Raw genomic sequence first — 17154 nt, 5'->3', positions numbered from 1 at the left:
ACCGCTAATTTGGCCTTTATCTTAATGGACCAGGTTAATGGATCAGGTGCCATCTTCAGTAGGTGGTAAACCGTTTGCATCATCGTTGGCCATTGGCCCCTGGTTTAGCGGCTCTTCAGGCTCGGGCTGGGCATTTTCATTAGGGGGATCATCAGCGCCACAACCAGCCAATCCCAGCGTGCTTAACGCAACAATAGCCGCTAATAGCAGCGCTTTTATGCGGTGCTTATCCCTACTACGTTTATTCATTGTCACCATGTCGCTCTCCTTTGCATATCACAGTGGATATAAGTCCTGAGGATACAAACCAAAACCCATACTCGCCCTATCAACATAGCCAAGCCTATCGACGATGCAAGCCTATCGCCGATATTAAACGAGCATTAAATCAAAGATAAAAAAACCCCCGCGGGCGCGGGGGGAAGGATGATAAACCGTGTGGAGCAGCCGCAGGGAACGAACAGCTGAAGCGGCTTATCATCGTAGGGAACGGTAACTACTTACTAACTCATTACACTTACTACTTACTGACTATTGGTTAACTCATCGTCGTTTTCTTCATTAGCACCGGGCATGGGGTCAGTACCTTCACCAAAACCAGGATCCTCTTGCACGTCTTGTGTACGCGCTTCATCTTCTGGTTGCATGGATTCTTGAGGCACAACCGGCTCCTCATCCATTGCCGAACCTGATGTAGCTGTGCCAGACATTGCTGAGTCTGAACTTGCCTCGTCTGATGACTGCTCAATAGGAGAAGACTCAGTGGGCTCTTGAGTAACGGCTGCATCCTGCTCAGGGGCAAGAGCGCCTTGCTCCATAGATTCAGGCTGCTGAGCCGGAGGCATCTCTTCTTCATTGTCACCACAACCAGCCAGGAGTAGAACACTTGCCGCCGTGGCTGCCATGCACAATGTCATAATGTGCGGACGTTTCATTTTTACTTTGACTGGGCTATCCATAGAATCTGCCTCCATTAATACTTGTGCAAAACATCGCCTTCTATTTTGCTCTGCTTTGCTTCTACCTAAGTATTGCACCTAGCAGGCCAACTATATAATTAAATAAAAAAAACACAAAATATCAGTAACTTATAAAAAATATCTTTCTCTTAAAGCAAGAGTGTGACTGGGTACAAAATGGCACATGTGGCAATTTATAGCCGCGTTGAAAGGGGCGTTGTGACACAATCACCCCATTTATGTATAATAATTTTTAATAAATAACTAAATATATTCTCTTTTTTTCTTATAACTGCTTTGTGTAGCTGCTTTATGTGAGGAACAAGCTGCCTTGAACGAGAGCACCAAGACAAAGCGCCTCATACCAATAAAAGGGATCACGATGGATGAACAACGTCCTGTCAAAATTAAAGTACGCGGTCTAAGCAAGGTATTTGGTAAACAACCTAATAAAGCCTTAGAGCTACGCGATCAAGGCCTTAAACGCTCTGACATTTTGGAAAAAACCGGCCAGACATTAGGCCTTTCCAACATATCTTTTGATGTTTATGAGGGCGAGCTACTCGTCATCATGGGCCTGTCAGGCTCTGGAAAATCGACCTTGATTCGCTGCCTTAACCGCCTGATTGATACGACGGAAGGTGAAATAGTTATTGATGGCGAAAACATCCCAACATTGGGAGAAAAGGCCTTACTAGAGTGCCGTCGTCGTCATTTTTCCATGGTCTTTCAGAATTTTGCGCTTTTTCCTCACCGGACCGTTCGCCAGAATGCGGAGTTTGGACTGGAAATCCGCGGTATTGATAAGACTGAACGCCAAAAAATCGCCCATAGTGCGCTTAAACAAGTGGGCCTGGAAGGCTGGGAAAATGCCTACCCCAACCAATTATCGGGCGGTATGCAGCAGCGTGTCGGCCTGGCACGTGCACTAGCGAATGATGCCAGCGTGCTGTTGATGGATGAGGCGTTTTCAGCCCTTGACCCATTGATCCGCAAAGATATGCAGCAAGAGCTTTTGCAGCTCCAAACCAAAATGCAGAAAACGACGGTTTTTATCACCCATGATTTAGATGAAGCGCTCAATATTGGCGACCGGATCGTACTGCTTAAAGACGGTGAAGTGGTTCAGATAGGAACCCCTGAAGAAATCCTGACACAACCTGCCAACGACTATGTGCGCCGCTTTATTGAAGGAGTCGACCGCGCACGAATTTTAACCGCGGCAAGTGCCATGCGCCCGCTGCGCACCACTGCACGCGAGAGCGACGGCCCACGCACAGCGCTACACCGCATGCGCGAACACGCCATCGACTCTATCTATGTCGCTGATCGAGACCGCCGTTTGCTTGGCTTGCTTGAAGCCGACGCCGCCAATGTCGCGATTAAAGAAGGGGCTGAGAAAATCACCGGCCACCTGACTCAAGACTTCCGCAAAGTCTCCCCCGAGGAGCCGCTGCAGAATCTGTTTGCCATGTTTAGTGAAAAAAGCTTCCCGATCGCCGTGGTAGATGAAGAACAACGCTTGCTAGGCGTTGTGGTGAAAGGTGCGGTATTGGATGAATTGGCACGAGCAGGAGAGCAGTAATGGACATTCCTCGTATCCCGCTGGGCAGTTGGATTGAAGGCGGCCTGACCTGGCTGACAAGCGAATACTCCGTGGTTACCCGCGGTATTTCACGCTTTACACAAACCGGCATCAACAGTCTTAACGACGGTTTAATGTGGCTGCCCGAGTGGGCGTTACTGGCGATTATCGCCCTGATTTGCTGGAAGCTCGCCGGCCCTCGTTTAGCCATTGGTGCCGCCGCAGGTCTCGCGCTGATCTGGAACCTGGGGCTCTGGAACCCCATGATCGAAACCCTGACGCTGGTGGTGATCGCAACCCTCGTTGCCGTCGTCATTGCGATGCCGGTCGGTATTGCGGCGGCCTTGTCAGAGCGGCTTTATCGGGTGATCATGCCGCTGCTTGATTTTATGCAGACAATGCCTGCGTTTGTTTACCTGATCCCGGCGATTCCCTTTTTCGGAATCGGTTCTGTCTCGGCGATTTTTGCCACGGTCATATTTTCCATGCCGCCGGCCATCCGCTTTACAACCCTCGGGATCCGCCAGGTGCCTGTCGAGCTTATTGAAGCCGCCGATGCGTATGGCGCCACCCGCAGCCAAAAGCTCTTTAAAGTGCAGCTGCCGCTCTCGCTACCCACCGTGATGGCAGGCATCAACCAGACGATTATGCTGGCGCTTTCCATGGTGGTTATTGCAGCGATGATCGGGGCGGACGGCTTGGGTAGCGAAGTATGGCGCGCCATTCAGCGACTGCGCCCAGGCGATGGTTTTGAAGCAGGTATTGCCGTCGTTATTCTGGCCATGCTGCTAGATCGTTTAACTCAGTCACTACGCAGATCGTCTAAGTAACCTAGACAACCCATAGCCCGCGATGCAGATTGGCTGAAGGATGCGTTAACACAGATAACTTGATTAGCTAGATTTTCACGACCATGCTGAAACCGCCTTTTGCAAAGGCACTTACTATAAAAGGGAGCAAGTGAATGAGAACCCAAATGTTGAATCGTCGTATCCGCCTAGCCTCGGCAATGCTGATTGCCGGTACTGGACTGACCATCGGTGGCGTTGCCCAGGCGCAAGATCAGGAAACGATTAATCTTGCCTATGTAGAATGGTCGTCAGAAGTAGCCTCCACTAACGTAATAGCCGCCGTGCTTGAACAGGCAGGCTATAACGTGGAGCTAACCTCGCTCTCAGCGGCAGCCATGTTCCAAGCACTTTCCACCAGCGATGCCGATGCCATTGTGGCGGCTTGGCTGCCCACGACCCATGCTGAATACATGGAGCGTATTGGCGATAAGGTTGAGGATTTAGGCGCCAACCTTGACGGCACAAAGCTTGGCCTTGTCGTCCCCTCCTATACAGAGGTCGATTCGATCGCTGAGCTAAATGACAATGCAGATATATTTAACAGCGAGATTATCGGTATCGATCCCGGTGCAGGCTTGATGGGGCTGACCGAAGAAGTCGTAAATACCTATGATCTTGATCTTCGTTTACGTAGCGGCAGTGACGCCACCATGGTGGCCGCACTTAGCAATGCCATTAATAACGAAGAAGACATTGTAATCACCAGTTGGACACCGCACTGGATGTTCGCGCGTTGGGATCTTAAGTACCTTGAAGATCCTGAAAACGTGTTTGGCGGTGCGGAACAGATCCACACTATTGTGCGCAATGGCCTAGCAGAGGATATGCCGGAAGCTTACGCAATTCTTGATGCCTTTGAATGGACCCCGGAACAAATGGGCGAAGTCATGCTTATGAATCAGGAAGATGGCAGCGACCCATACGAAAATGCCAAGCAATGGGTAGAAGATAATCAGAATGTCGTGGAGCAGTGGCTAGATAGCTAACCGCTCTTCTAGCGTGTGCCGGTCCCAGCAGGTGCTGTGACCGGCACGCTTGTTCTAGGAAAAGTTCTACGAAAAACAAGCCCAGTAAAACAGCAATACAACGTTTGTTAATATATAGTTAAGCAAAGCTACACGACGCATACGCGCGTGTTTTCTAATCAAAACGGAGAGGCACTCGTGGATAAAAAAGAGCCCAATCGCTCCCCAGAGGAGCCACAAGTCTCAGAGGGCATACCTGCCCCCGAAGGGGCGGCAAACCTGATCGATACCGATTACGTGATTGGTCAGGATAATATCACGACCAATAAAATGGGCTTTGACCTTGACCTACATGGCAAGGTGTTCAGTATCTCAGCGGCGATAGTGCTGCTCTTCGTGGTGTTAACACTGGCGCTGCAAGACACTATCTCGCCGATATATGATGCCATTTTCAGCTTCTTGACCGGCAACCTATCGTGGTTCTTTATCGCGGCGGCTAACATATTCGTTATTCTATGTATTGGTTTGATTTTCTCCCCATTGGGTAAAATACGTCTGGGGGGAGCCGACGCAAAACCCGACTATACCTATATGGGTTGGTTCTCAATGCTGTTTGCTGCGGGTATGGGCATTGGCTTGATGTTCTTTGGTGTGAATGAGCCACTAACTCACTTCGGGACCTCGCTCGACGGTGGCAACTGGGCACCGTTAGGAGGCGCTGAGGGTGATGCTGCAGCTGCGACGTCGCTTGCCATGGCAGCAACGATTTACCACTGGGGCCTTCATCCTTGGGCGATTTACGCAATCGTGGCGCTTTCGCTGGCTCTGTTCTCTTTTAATAAGGGTTTGCCACTTTCCATGCGCTCGGTGTTCTACCCCATTTTGGGCGAGCGCGTTTGGGGGTGGCCAGGCCACGTAATTGATATTCTAGCGGTATTTGCTTCACTCTTTGGCTTGGCCACCTCCTTGGGGCTTGGTGCTAGCCAAGCGGCCGCGGGTCTAACCTATCTGTTTGGTGCGCCGGAAGGCGACATCACAATGATCCTGTTGATTGTCGGTATTACGTTAGTGGCTATCGCCTCCATCGTGGCCGGCGTCGATAAGGGCGTGCAGCTGCTCTCCAAAATCAACATCGCCATGGCGGCGCTGTTGCTGTTCTTTGTGATTGCTGTAGGCCCGACCCTGTTCATTGCAACGGGCTTCTTTGAAAATCTATGGAGCTATGCGGCTAATTTCACTGCGCTCTCAAATCCTTTTGGCCGTGAAGATGCCAACTTTAGCCAAGGTTGGACAGCCTTCTACTGGGCCTGGTGGATTTCCTGGTCACCGTACGTTGGTATGTTTATCGCCCGCGTATCACGTGGTCGCACGGTTCGAGAGTTTTTGATTTCCGTACTTATCATACCGTCAGTGGTATCGGTACTTTGGATGACCACGTTTGGCGGCACGGCAATCGATCAATATGTGAGCCAAGGCATTAGCGCAGTACGTGACGCGGGCGTTGACCTGCAGCTGTTCATCATGCTGGAGCAGTTACCGCTGTCACAAATCACTTCCTTCATCGCAATCCTGTTGGTAATTGTGTTCTTTGTGACCTCATCCGACTCAGGCTCTCTCGTTATTGACTCGATCACGGCGGGCGGCAAAGTGGATGCTCCAACCCCACAGCGCGTGTTCTGGGCAATTATCGAAGGCGCCATTGCCATTGCATTGCTGCTGGGTGGCGGACTCACGGCCCTGCAAACCATGGCGGTTTCCACCGGGTTCCCGTTCACCATTATCTTGCTGGTGGCGTGCTACGCGATCATCAAAGGGTTGATGAGCGAACCCAAAGCGGTGTGATATATCTACGCGTACGACTAAAACGGGCAGCCTTTAGGCTGCCCGTTTTGCGTTGGCTAGTGAGGTATTAACACCATATATCCTTCAGGGGCGTATCTGGCCGGTAATGGGTTGCAATCTGCGCCTGCAGTAGCTCTGCCGTCGCTAGCGCATCAGTCAGGGCATGATGCCCCTGATAGCTGGGTAAACCATAGCGCTCACGGCTCGCGTTTAAGCGTATTGAAACAGGCGGTCGCCCCACCCAGCGTCGAAATCGCGCCCATAGTGTTTGACGATGCATTCTTGCTTCAAGTGACATCGTATCAATCATCGGAAACATCACCCCCTCCCCACGCCGAGCTTTTATAGCGGCGTCTAGAAAAGGTCGCTCGATATTGCGAAAGTGGACGACGACCAAATGGCCTGCCAGCATTTCCAGTAACTCATTGAGAACGGCATCCAGGTCGGGTGCTTCAGCGACTTCAGAGTGGGTAATATGGTGAAAGGTAATGGAGGTTTCTGCCAGCGGACGAGATGGATTAACGACCCAGTAACGCCGCTCCGCAAGCTTTATACGATTAAGCGTAAACGGCACCACTCCAATACTTACAATCGCATGGCGGCGCTCATCCAAACCGGTGGTTTCTACATCCAGCGCCACCATGGGCACGTCGGCGATGGGCGTATCGGGCTCAGGCAGAGGCGTTGAGAAAAATCGCTTGATGTCAGCGTCTTTTGCACTGCCCGCGCGCTGCGCCATATAACCGGCCCAGTCGGCCTGGGTCACTTTTTGACGTGGACGAATACCTCGCATATTACGTCCTCTGCCGCTGTGCAGGCATAGGATAGCGGAATTTCAAAAACTTCTGAGCGTTGCTTAGCACCTGAAAAGCGTCTTTTAGCGTATGCCGTTCGCTATCATCTACGTTTTCAGGCTCGATATTATTATCCGGTGTGCGATCTTCCTGAATATCAATCATTTGATGACGTAAACGTGACATGCACATAAATTCAAACGCATAGCTCAACTTATCGCTGACCCCGGTTGCCAACAGTTGCGTATGATTGATGTCATTTAAGCGCTGAAACGTATTTTGAGCTTTCGAACCGCTGGCCAAGGCATGAATGCGAACCAAGTCCACCATCGGCGCGGTGCCCCGCCGCTTCAAGTTAATCGAGTTATTATGCTTGCCATCTTTTTCCATCACAAAGGTGCGAAAAAACCCGAGCGGTGGCGTACGGCCCAGCGCATTACGCGCCATTGCCGCCAAAAACAGCGGAGATTCCGCCGCGCGACTCGCAATTAAATCCTGCAAGGTTTCGACAAAATGATCCTCTCCATAGGTACTGTCTAAATCAAAAAAGATCGAACTTTGCAGCAGCTTTTTAGGCGTGGGATTGGAAATCCAGTCTTCAAAATAGTCTTTCCATACGCTCAGCGGCTGACGCCACTGTATATTGGTAGCCATAATGTCGCCCTTGCAGTAGGTATAGCCACAGGCATTTAACCCATCACTGACAAACTTGGCGAGCGCATAAAAGTAAGCGTCATGCTCTTCGGGTACAAAGTCATCCGATAAAATGAGCGCATTATCCTGGTCAGTTACAATGCTCTGCTCATTGCGCGCCATGGAGCCATTGACCATAAAGCTGTAAGGCACGGGCGGAGGACCAAGCTCTGCCTCGGCAAGTTCCAATAAGCGCCGGGTAAAGCTGCGCCCTATGGTTGAAAGCGCACTACCCACCATTTGCGAATTAGCGTCTTCCTGCACCATCCTGACAAACGACGCACGTACGTCTGGTGCCAGGCGAGCGAGCCCTTGAACGCTGGATTGGTTAAAAATATTACTGACCAGGTAAAGTCCACTATGCGTTTCATAACGGATAATATCGGAAAGGTGCACAACCCCGACAGGACGTTGGCGGTAAAGCACCGGTAAATGGTGCACGTTATTGCGTAGCATGGTGAGCATCGCCTCATATACCGAGGCATCCGACTGGACAGTAATCAGGTGTGGCGAAGCCACATCGCCAATCGGCGTTTGCGGAGAGAGCCCTTCCGCCACGACACGCGTTCTAAAGTCGCTATCGGTAAAAATCCCCACCATATGCCACGTTTTGCCTTCGCTATCCTGAAAACTGTAACGTGGATTACCGGCATACTGCTTAATTACAATCGCCGCTGACGCCTGAGCGTCGCTGACCTGCTGGGCTGCCTGCTGAAGGCTGGTGGTCGCCTCGACCATGACCGGATAGCGGGTCACCAACTTGCGAATTCGCGTGACCATCATGTCATTGGATTTTTTTTGCTGTTCGGCAGCCGTTTCGAGACGTGGGCGTTCTAGCTCTACAAAATCCGCAAAGTCATCGTCCTCTTCGCATAGCCGTTGAAACACATCCTTAGGAATAAAGTAGATGAGCGTGTCTTCAATCGCCTGCGCCGGGAAGCGCACTTTATGGTTACGCAGCAAGCTGAAGTGACCAAAAATATCGCCCTCCCCCAGCCGGTTATAAAGCTCGCCCTTGCGACGATAAACTTCAACGGCGCCGCTTCTTATAAAGCACAATTCATTAATGGCATCGTTGACCACCAGAATATAGCTGCCGGTTTTAAAGTAGCTGACCTCTACCCGCTCGGCAATAGCATCAAGCAGCTCGTCAGAGAGCCCATCAAAGGGAGGAAACTGGCCCATAAATTGGCGTATTTCAAGTAGCTCAACGTCCATGCGATCTCCTAAGATGAACTCGGTAAGCAAGTTAGTAGAGTTTGGATGGGTTCATTGCCACCGTAAACCCTGCAGACGATAAAAAGCCCGACACATAATGTGCCGGGCTTCGAGCGGTTATCCGCCATTTGCATGATATCTTTCAACCACTACGCAGGTCTAAGATAACTGACAGTATCGATAGGCGGGGCTAGCAATCCTGTTGGTGAGCCTGGACTTGATAAGCCAAGTTTTGATAACCGCGCACCTAATAAATTAGGACTCGCTTGCCATTTCTTGAACACGTTGCATCATTTCCGGATCTTGCTGAATGGACTGGCCGATAGCATTAAAGGTATCGACATCAAGGCCGCTGTCTTCAACCACTTGAATCATGCGGTCGTTAGCCTCTTCACGAACTTCCTGTTGTGCAGCTTCATCTTCTGCTTCCTGCAGACGCTGTGTGAACTCTTGCGAGATCACGGCGATTTCTTGGGAAGCATCGGCAAACTGCTGCAGCTGTTCGTCAGAAAAATCCTGGGCCGGTGCAGCTTGTTGGGTGGCCATTGGATCTTGAGCCGGATCCTGCGTTTGCTGGGCATTGGCAGTAGTTGCCATTAAACCAGTGGCGAGCAGGGCAGCTGAGAACAAAGCAGTTAAACGTTGCATATAAAGAAACCTCATTGACGCGTTGTGAATGTGTGAAGTGTGACGCGATGATTCAAAACAGGTTCAAATTTTTTAAGTAAAAGAATGTAAAAAATTCAATAACGCTAATTTTTACGGCTTACACTAGCTGTCTAAGAACTATAATTATTAATAAATATCAGTGAGATAAAAAAATGGACGGATTTTCGGCAGGCCGAGCAGCAATGCCAGGTATTTTTGTACTTTTGTGGAGTACTGGGTTTATCGGCGCAAAATTTGGTCTTCCTTACGCCGAACCGTTCAGCTTTTTATCCATTCGTTTTACGTTCACTCTGATTGCTATTAGTGCCCTTGGTACTTGTTATGCGAATCCCGTGGCCATCGCCGCTTGCGTTATGGGGCCATATTGCGCTGTCAGGCATATTGGTACATGGGATCTATTTAGGCGGCGTGTTTTACGGCATTTACCTGGGCATGCCCGCAGGGCTCGCCGCGTTGCTTGTTGGCCTGCAACCGCTATTAACGGCAGCCTGTGCGGGGCCCTTATTGGGCGAGCATTTATCCAAACGCCAATGGCTTGGCTTAGTGCTTGGCTTGGTCGGTATCTGCCTGGTGCTGGGCAGCAAGCTTGAGATAGGCGATGCCCTGTTTGCAGGATTTGGCGGTCAAGCGCTGCTTTGTGTCTTCGCGGCCCTACTGGGCATCTCGCTGGGAACACTTTATCAAAAGCGTTACTGCACCCATATGCCGTTACTTTCAGGGACAATTATTCAATATATTGGAGCAAGCGTGCTGCTGGGCGGCGGCGCAATGTTATTTGAAACGCGCCAGATTGAGTGGAGCAGCGCGTTTATTATTACCCTGGGCTGGCTGGTGCTGGTGTTATCAATTGCGGCCATTTTACTGCTCATGGCATTAATCAAAAAAGGCGAAGCATCGCGCGTCGCCAGTCTTTTCTACCTAGTGCCTCCGGTTACCGCTCTTCAAGCCTGGTGGCTGTTTGATGAGCGACTTCCTCTGATAGGCATAGCGGGTATGGTGATTGCACTGGCGGGCGTGTTGATAGTGGTGCGTAGCACCAAAAAAACCGCCCCGGCAGATTAACCTAAATCCGTTCTAAATAGTCGACGCCGCCCAGGTTACGCATTTGCTGACGAATCCACTGGCTGCGCCGCTCTACCTGGGCATCTGGACGCGAGGCGCTACGGGTTCGCGGACTGGGCAAAATAGCGGCTAAAAGGCTGGCCTGACGCTCAGACAGCGCACTTGCCGACACTCCGAAGTAGTGTTGTGAGGCGGCTTCCAAGCCAAACACCCCGCGATCCCACTCAGCCACGTTAAGGTAGACCTCAAGAATGCGCTGCTTGCTCCAGAGCGTTTCAACCAGCAGGGTAAACCAGGCCTCTAGGCCTTTTCGTGTCCAACTGCGCCCACTCCATAGGAAAACGTTTTTGGCGGTTTGCTGACTCAGCGTACTCGCCCCACGCAGGCGACCGCCGTCTTGGCTTGCCTGCCAGGCACGCCGCAGTTCAACAAGATCAAAGCCACGGTGTACTGGAAAACGCTGATCTTCCGCAGCAATAACGGCAAGTTTGGCACTGCTGGAGAGGTTGTCCCAGCTACGCCATTGGCGTTGTATCGTAATCGGTTCGCTAGTGATCCAGCTTTGTATTTTGCGCTCCACCATTACCATTGAGCCGGGCGGTGGAACAACACGAAATAGCAAAACCAGCGCCACAGAAAGAAGCGCAAACAATAGCGCGCCGCGCCACACAAGACGCCATACCTGACGAAGAAAGCGGCGCAGCGCGCGATTGAGCATTTCGGTATCCTTAACGCTTCATGAGATGTTCCGCATGATAACGCAGATGGTCCTCAATGAACGAGGCAATAAAGAAGTAACTATGGTCGTAACCCGGCTGACGGCGCAGCGTTAGCGGATGATCATGTTCTTCACATACCGCCTCTAACCGCTCGGGCTTGAGCTGCTCTTCCAAAAACTGATCCGCTTCGCCCTGGTCGATAAATAGCCGCTGACGCGATGCGCCGTTGGCGACCAGTTCGCAGGCATCATACTGGCGCCAGCTTGACGGGTCATCCCCCAGATAGCTGGTAAAGGCTTTCTGCCCCCAGGGGCAGTTCATCGGATTCACGATCGGTGAAAAAGCCGAGACCGAGCTAAAACGCCCCGGATGGCGCAAGGCAAGAATCAATGCGCCATGGCCGCCCATCGAATGGCCGCTAATCGACTCGCGGCCGTTAACCGGAAAATGCTGGCGCACCACCGACGGCAGCTCTTCGATAATATAATCGTACATCCGGTAGTTCGACTTCCAGGGAGCCTGGGTCGCATTAACGTAAAACCCTGCCCCCGATCCCAAGTCGTAGCTATCGTGTTCACCCGGTAAATCCGTGCCACGCGGGCTGGTATCAGGGCAAACAATGGCAATACCCAGCTCTGCGGCTACCCGCTGCGCGCCGGCTTTCTGCATAAAATTTTCGTCGTTACAGGTAAGCCCGGACAGCCACCATAAAAGCGGTACCCGTTCGCTCTCGGCTTGAGGCGGTAGATAAACCGCAAACTCCATATCGCAATCCAGCGCCCGGGAGTAGTGGCGGTAGCGCTTGTGCCAGCCACCAAAACTACGGTTGGCAGACACCAGTTCTAAGGTTTCACTCATGCTCATGGGGCAGGCTCCTTGCGAAAAGAGAAGCGCGGCAGAGCTGCCTGCCGCGCTTTAACATACGATTAGCACAAACATACGATTAGCAATAACGTACTATTCGCGATGTTCAATCAGCGCTGATCTGTAAGTACTAATTTATAAACGCAAATCTATAAACGCTGATCTATAAAAAGATAGTACTCAGAAATGCAGGACGGTACGAATACTCTTACCGGCATGCAGCAGCTCAAACGCTTCGTTGATTTTCTCAAACGGCATATCGTGAGTAATGAAATCATCAATATTGATTTCACCGTTCATATAACGTTCAACATAACCTGGGAGCTCGCTACGTCCCTTAACGCCGCCAAATGCAGAGCCTTTCCAGACGCGTCCGGTCACTAACTGGAAGGGACGTGTGGAAATTTCTTCGCCCGCACCGGCAACGCCGATAACGATCGATTCGCCCCAGCCTTTATGACAGCACTCGAGCGCTGAGCGCATGACATTAACGTTACCGATACATTCAAACGAGTAATCCACGCCGCCGTCGGTCAAATCGACAATGACTTGCTGAATTGAGTCGCTGTAATCCTTGGGGTTTACAAAGTCGGTCGCGCCAAACTGCTTGGCCAACTCAAATTTATCCGCGTTGACATCAATCGCAATAATACGGCCAGCTTTAGCCATCACTGCGCCCTGGATAACCGCCAAACCAATCGCACCTAAACCGAATACAGCGACAGTGGCGCCTGGCTCTACTTTCGCTGTGTTGAGTACCGCACCGATACCGGTGGTGACGCCGCAACCCAGTAGGCAGATTTTATCCATCGGAGCTTCTTTGGAAACCACGGCCAGGGAGACTTCCGGCAGAACGGTGTATTCGCTGAATGTCGACGTGCCCATATAATGATGGAGCATTTTTCCGTCGAGCGAGAAGCGCGAGGTGCCGTCAGGCATGACGCCTTTCCCCTGGGTCGCGCGTACGCTGCCACACAGGTTGGTTTTGCCGGAAAGACAGAACTTACATTTGCCACACTCAGCGGTATACAGCGGAATAACGTGGTCACCGGGCTTAAGACTGGTCACTCCTTCGCCAACTTCTTGAACCACACCGGCGCCTTCGTGACCCAGCACCGAGGGGAAGAGCCCTTCGGGGTCAGCGCCTGAAAGCGTGTACGCATCGGTGTGACAAACGCTGGTAGCCGCCATTTTAACCAGCACTTCACCCGCTTTCGGACCCTCTACATCAATTTCAACCAGCTCTAGAGGTTTACCCGCTTCTAATGCAACGGCAGCACGTGATTTCATCAGTTGACTCCTCAATACAGCAACGGCGCCAGGCCGCCTAAACGAATAGCTAAATAGCCGTGGTACTGCCAGTGTAAGACAGCTAGGGGCTAGGGAAAAAGCGGGATATACTCATAATATTATTGCCACTGAGCAACAATTTACCGACAACAGGGTAACCATGCAGCGTTGGGATCGCGTCGAAGCTTTTATTGAAGTGGTTCGCCTGGGCACATTCTCAGCCGCAGCCAGCCATCTTAAAGTATCCACTTCACATATTAGCCGTTTAGTAAGCCAGCTTGAGAACCAGCTGGGCATTCAACTTTTATACCGTACCACGCGCCAGATCCGCTTAACGGATGCTGGAGCATTATATATTGAGCACTGCCAACACCTGTTTGATGGCTTGAAAGATGCAGAACAAGCCATTAGTGAGCTACAGGCCAAACCGCGCGGCATGCTAAGGCTCACTTCTGCAACAACGTTTGGCGAACGCTACATAGCGCCGCTGGTTAATAACTTTCAATGCCTGCACCCGGAGCTTGACGTGCATATGCATTTTACTAATCGACCGGTTGAGTTAATTGAGGAAGGCTTTGATATCGCTATTCGAATGGGGGTTTTAAAGGACTCTAGCTTAATTGCCCGACGCCTGTGCGAGCGGCGCGAATATGTCGTGGGTTCGCAGGCCTACTTTCGCCAAACACCGCCACCGCATACGCTGGCCGAGCTTAGCCAGCATCGCTGTCTGGTAGGTTCACGGCCAAGCTGGCTGTTTGATGTAAACGGCCAGCGCCGTGAAGTACGGGTAGAAGGCTGCTGGACCGGTAACTCTGGGCCCGCCCTGCTGGATGCAGCGCTTAAAGGATTAGGTTTGGCCCAACTGCCCGATTATTACGTGGCGCCCCATCTGGCAAGCGGTGAGCTGGTGGCAGTGCTGGAACCTTTTCAACATTATGATACGGCGGTTTGGGCGGTTTACCCCCGACACCGGCATCTTTCCCCCAAAATTCGCCAGCTGGTCGATTACCTGGTGGCCAATATTGCCCAGGTGTTGCCAAACACTCAAACGAATTAACGGTTTTAGCGCTGACTTCTCATTTATCGCTGATGGCGCAGCGCTATAGTCCATTCGTCGAAAGATTATTAACAAGGGTAGTGTGCGAGCACACAAAGGTGACGATATAATGAACATGCAGAATTGAATGTTTCTGTCAGTAAAACCGTGACCCTCGACCCTTAAGGATAAGGTATGCAACTTCCCCCACCTAACTGGCCTATTGATTTTCGCATTACGCTACTGCGGGCCACTCTTTATGTGCTGTTTATTGGCGGCATAGCTCAAGGCGCTTATTTGGAAGCTGTGTATTTACCTTCGGTACGCTTTACCGAGCTGGGTTTTACTGAATTTTCCCAAACGCTCACGCTTGCCAGCTGCTGCGGGCTATTGATCTATATTCGTCAGGTGCTCAAGGTATGGCCCAATGTCACTCTGCTTATGCTGGCCTTTGTTGCAGCCTCGCTAATCCGCGAGCAGGATTACTTTTTCGATGAGTTTGTGGCGGATAATAGCTGGAAGGTCCTTGTTGCATTAATCATTTTGCCCTCTATTGGCTGGGTGGTATATCAACGTCGACGCTTTATCGCTGAGTTTGCCCACTACAGCAACACCTTTTCGTTCGGCCTGTTTGCGGGCGGCGTGCTGACGACCTACATCTTCTCGCGCCTTTATGGACGCCAGATTTTTTGGCGTGCCGTGCTTGAAGACAACTACGTGCGCATTTTTAAAGATGTCGCTGAAGAGGTGATAGAGCTTTTAGGCTATAGCCTGATTCTATTTGCCATTATCGAGCTTCTACTTCTCGCCTTACGTATCCGCAAAGCGCATAGCGTCTAGCAAAACCCGCTAATTCATCCCGCCTGTGGATAAACGCCGCCTGAAGCCTATTCAGGCGGCGTTTCATTTTTTAAATCCCGCTATACGCAAAGCCGTTTGCGCCGCCTGATGCTTCAACGTAGTGTCGGCCACTAGGCCCCTTTGGGCGTTTTTTACTAAAAAACCACTCACTGACGACATAAAACTTATGACAAACTCCAAAAATAGCGAAGAACATCTAAAGCGCGGTGCCTTTACCCGCTTTCTTGATAGTGTGGAATGGCTAGGCAACCTGCTTCCGCATCCCGTTACTCTGTTTGCCATTTTATGTGTGCTTGTGGTGGTTGCCAGCGGTATCGCCGGGGCTTTAGGTGTATCGGTGGCTGATCCGCGCCCCGCCAACGAGGGCGAATGGATCGCGGTTAACTCGCTGCTAAACGCGGAAGGCTTACGTCGCTTAGTGACCGAGATGGTGACGAACTTCACAGGCTTTGCGCCACTAGGTACCGTGTTGGTCGCCATGCTGGGCGTTGGCGTGGCCGAACACTCAGGGCTACTGTCTGCCAGCATGCGCGCTCTAGTGCTTAACCGCTCGCCGCGCATCGTTACCTACGCCGTCGTGTTTGCGGGCATCATGTCCAATATGGCGGCCGAGCTTGGTTACGTTGTGCTCATTCCTCTCGCGGCGATGATCTTTCATTCGCTGGGCCGCCATCCATTAGCGGGTCTTGCTGCGGCTTTTTGTGGGGTATCCGGGGGCTACAGCGCGAATCTTTTGATTGGCACCGTCGATCCTCTGCTTTCAGGTATTACCCAAGAGGCCGCGCGGTTATTGGACCCAACCTACATAGTGGGCGCTGAAGCAAACTGGTTCTTCATGTTTGCCAGCACGTTCTTTGTGACCTTAATCGGTGGCTTGGTCACCGAGCGCATCGTGGAACCCAAGCTAGGTAAATTTGACGCCTCTTATGCCGATAGCAGCATTGACCAGCAGCGTATGGAAGGCCTAACTGATGGCGAAAAGCGTGCCTTAAAAGGCACTGGTTTAGCAGCCCTTGTTCTGGCTTCCATCATCGCCGTTATGGTGGTTCCCGAAGGCGGTATTCTGCGTAACCCAGAAACCGGCTTAGTGAGTGGATCACCGTTTTTACGCGGTATCGTGGTTATCGTAGCGGTTGCCTTCACGTTGCTGGGCTTCACCTACGGGCGCTTAGCAGGCACGATGCATAATGATCGTGACGTGGTAAACGCCATGGCCAAAAGCATGAGCAGCCTTGGACTGTATATCGTGCTGGTTTTCTTTGCCGCTCAGTTTGTGGCGCTGTTTAACTGGAGCAACTTTGGTACCGTCACCGCCGTTGCGGGCGCCGACTTGCTTGAGTCTCTTGGCTTACGCGGCCCCGGCTTGTTTGCCCTGTTTATTCTTATGTGCGCCTTCGTTAACCTTTCGCTCGGAAGCGCGTCGGCCCAGTGGGCAGTGACAGCGCCCATCTTTGTACCCATGCTGATGCTGATGGGCTACGCCCCGGAAGTTATCCAGGCCGCTTATCGTATCGGTGACTCGGTCACCAACCTGATCACTCCGATGATGAGCTACTTTGGCTTGATTCTGGCCGTTGCCACTCGCTACCGCAACGACATGGGCATCGGCACCCTGGTCGCGCTGATGCTGCCCTATACCTTGTTCATGCTGGTGGGCTGGAGCATTTTGTTTTTCATCTGGGTGTTCGTGTTTGGGCTACCGGTCGGCCCGGGGGCCGCCACCTACTACACGCTATAAAAAGCCAA

Annotated in this window: 15 protein-coding genes and 1 pseudogene; 8 read left to right on the top strand and 8 right to left on the bottom strand. The window is 51.6% G+C overall.

What is annotated here, in order from left to right; translation table 11 throughout:
* Nucleotides 1-42: 42 nt before the first annotated feature.
* Together ACT3R7_RS02320 and ACT3R7_RS02315 are read right to left on the bottom strand one after the other, a co-directional pair.
* Complete coding sequence (locus ACT3R7_RS02320) at nucleotides 43-258, bottom strand: hypothetical protein (RefSeq protein WP_192537003.1); 216 nt, start codon at nucleotides 256-258, stop codon at nucleotides 43-45.
* A 266-nt stretch (nucleotides 259-524) separates the two neighbouring features.
* Nucleotides 525-959 carry a hypothetical protein gene (locus ACT3R7_RS02315; protein ID WP_193092506.1) on the bottom strand — a complete coding sequence of 145 codons (435 nt, stop codon included), beginning with the start codon at nucleotides 957-959 and terminating at the stop codon, nucleotides 525-527.
* A gap of 382 nt (nucleotides 960-1341) precedes the next feature.
* Between ACT3R7_RS02315 and ACT3R7_RS02310 the strand changes: the two genes are divergently transcribed.
* From ACT3R7_RS02310 to ACT3R7_RS02295, 4 genes are all read left to right on the top strand, one after another.
* Complete coding sequence (locus ACT3R7_RS02310; RefSeq protein WP_193092507.1) at nucleotides 1342-2544, top strand: quaternary amine ABC transporter ATP-binding protein; 1203 nt, start codon at nucleotides 1342-1344, stop codon at nucleotides 2542-2544.
* Nucleotides 2544-3374, top strand: a complete 831-nt coding sequence (locus ACT3R7_RS02305) for an ABC transporter permease (protein ID WP_192537000.1) — start codon at nucleotides 2544-2546, stop codon at nucleotides 3372-3374. The genes ACT3R7_RS02310 and ACT3R7_RS02305 overlap by 1 nt, the downstream gene beginning before the upstream one ends.
* Before the next feature lie 134 nt (nucleotides 3375-3508).
* Complete coding sequence (locus tag ACT3R7_RS02300) at nucleotides 3509-4381, top strand: glycine betaine ABC transporter substrate-binding protein (RefSeq protein ID WP_193092508.1); 873 nt, start codon at nucleotides 3509-3511, stop codon at nucleotides 4379-4381.
* 177 nt (nucleotides 4382-4558) lie between these two features.
* Entirely contained in the window at nucleotides 4559-6202 is a 1644-nt protein-coding gene (locus tag ACT3R7_RS02295; RefSeq protein WP_192536998.1) for a BCCT family transporter, read from the top strand.
* A gap of 67 nt (nucleotides 6203-6269) precedes the next feature.
* Here ACT3R7_RS02295 and ACT3R7_RS02290 read toward each other — a convergent pair whose 3' ends face one another.
* The 3 genes from ACT3R7_RS02290 to ACT3R7_RS02280 form a co-directional block, all read right to left on the bottom strand.
* Nucleotides 6270-6995, bottom strand: a complete 726-nt coding sequence (locus ACT3R7_RS02290) for a 3'-5' exonuclease (RefSeq protein ID WP_193092509.1) — start codon at nucleotides 6993-6995, stop codon at nucleotides 6270-6272.
* Between the two features lies 1 nt (nucleotide 6996).
* A complete protein-coding gene (locus ACT3R7_RS02285; RefSeq protein WP_192536996.1) occupies nucleotides 6997-8907 on the bottom strand; it encodes a putative nucleotidyltransferase substrate binding domain-containing protein in 1911 nt (636 codons plus the stop codon).
* 255 nt (nucleotides 8908-9162) lie between these two features.
* The gene (locus ACT3R7_RS02280) at nucleotides 9163-9555 is read right to left on the bottom strand and encodes a DUF4168 domain-containing protein (protein WP_192536995.1); all 393 of its coding nucleotides are present in this window, start codon (nucleotides 9553-9555) and stop codon (nucleotides 9163-9165) included.
* A 173-nt stretch (nucleotides 9556-9728) separates the two neighbouring features.
* On the opposite strand from ACT3R7_RS02280, the pseudogene ACT3R7_RS02275 reads away from it, so the two are divergent.
* Nucleotides 9729-10638 (top strand): annotated as a pseudogene (locus ACT3R7_RS02275) (DMT family transporter).
* A 1-nt stretch (nucleotide 10639) separates the two neighbouring features.
* Here ACT3R7_RS02275 and mtgA read toward each other — a convergent pair.
* The 3 genes from mtgA to ACT3R7_RS02260 all read right to left on the bottom strand — a co-directional run bounded on the left by mtgA (nucleotide 10640) and on the right by ACT3R7_RS02260 (nucleotide 13511).
* On the bottom strand, nucleotides 10640-11356 hold the full coding sequence (gene mtgA / locus ACT3R7_RS02270; RefSeq protein ID WP_192536993.1) for a monofunctional biosynthetic peptidoglycan transglycosylase: 717 nt from the start codon (nucleotides 11354-11356) through the stop codon (nucleotides 10640-10642).
* 10 nt (nucleotides 11357-11366) lie between these two features.
* A complete protein-coding gene (gene fghA / locus ACT3R7_RS02265; protein ID WP_192536992.1) occupies nucleotides 11367-12221 on the bottom strand; it encodes an S-formylglutathione hydrolase in 855 nt (284 codons plus the stop codon).
* Nucleotides 12222-12401: 180 nt separating this feature from the next.
* On the bottom strand, nucleotides 12402-13511 hold the full coding sequence (locus ACT3R7_RS02260) for an S-(hydroxymethyl)glutathione dehydrogenase/class III alcohol dehydrogenase (protein ID WP_192536991.1): 1110 nt from the start codon (nucleotides 13509-13511) through the stop codon (nucleotides 12402-12404).
* A gap of 160 nt (nucleotides 13512-13671) precedes the next feature.
* Here ACT3R7_RS02260 and ACT3R7_RS02255 point away from each other — a divergent pair, with 160 nt between their 5' ends.
* From ACT3R7_RS02255 to ACT3R7_RS02245, 3 genes are all read left to right on the top strand, one after another.
* Entirely contained in the window at nucleotides 13672-14568 is an 897-nt protein-coding gene (locus ACT3R7_RS02255; protein ID WP_192536990.1) for a LysR substrate-binding domain-containing protein, read from the top strand.
* Between the two features lie 174 nt (nucleotides 14569-14742).
* Complete coding sequence (locus tag ACT3R7_RS02250; RefSeq protein ID WP_192536989.1) at nucleotides 14743-15387, top strand: hypothetical protein; 645 nt, start codon at nucleotides 14743-14745, stop codon at nucleotides 15385-15387.
* Nucleotides 15388-15574: 187 nt separating this feature from the next.
* Nucleotides 15575-17146, top strand: coding sequence for an AbgT family transporter (locus ACT3R7_RS02245; RefSeq protein ID WP_192536988.1), 1572 nt, complete (start codon nucleotides 15575-15577; stop codon nucleotides 17144-17146).
* Nucleotides 17147-17154 lie beyond the last annotated feature (8 nt).

The sequence above is a fragment of the Halomonas sp. AOP43-A1-21 genome, from assembly GCF_052376775.1.
Classification (GTDB): domain Bacteria; phylum Pseudomonadota; class Gammaproteobacteria; order Pseudomonadales; family Halomonadaceae; genus Vreelandella; species Vreelandella colorata.
This window is presented reverse-complemented; position numbering and strand designations above follow the sequence as displayed.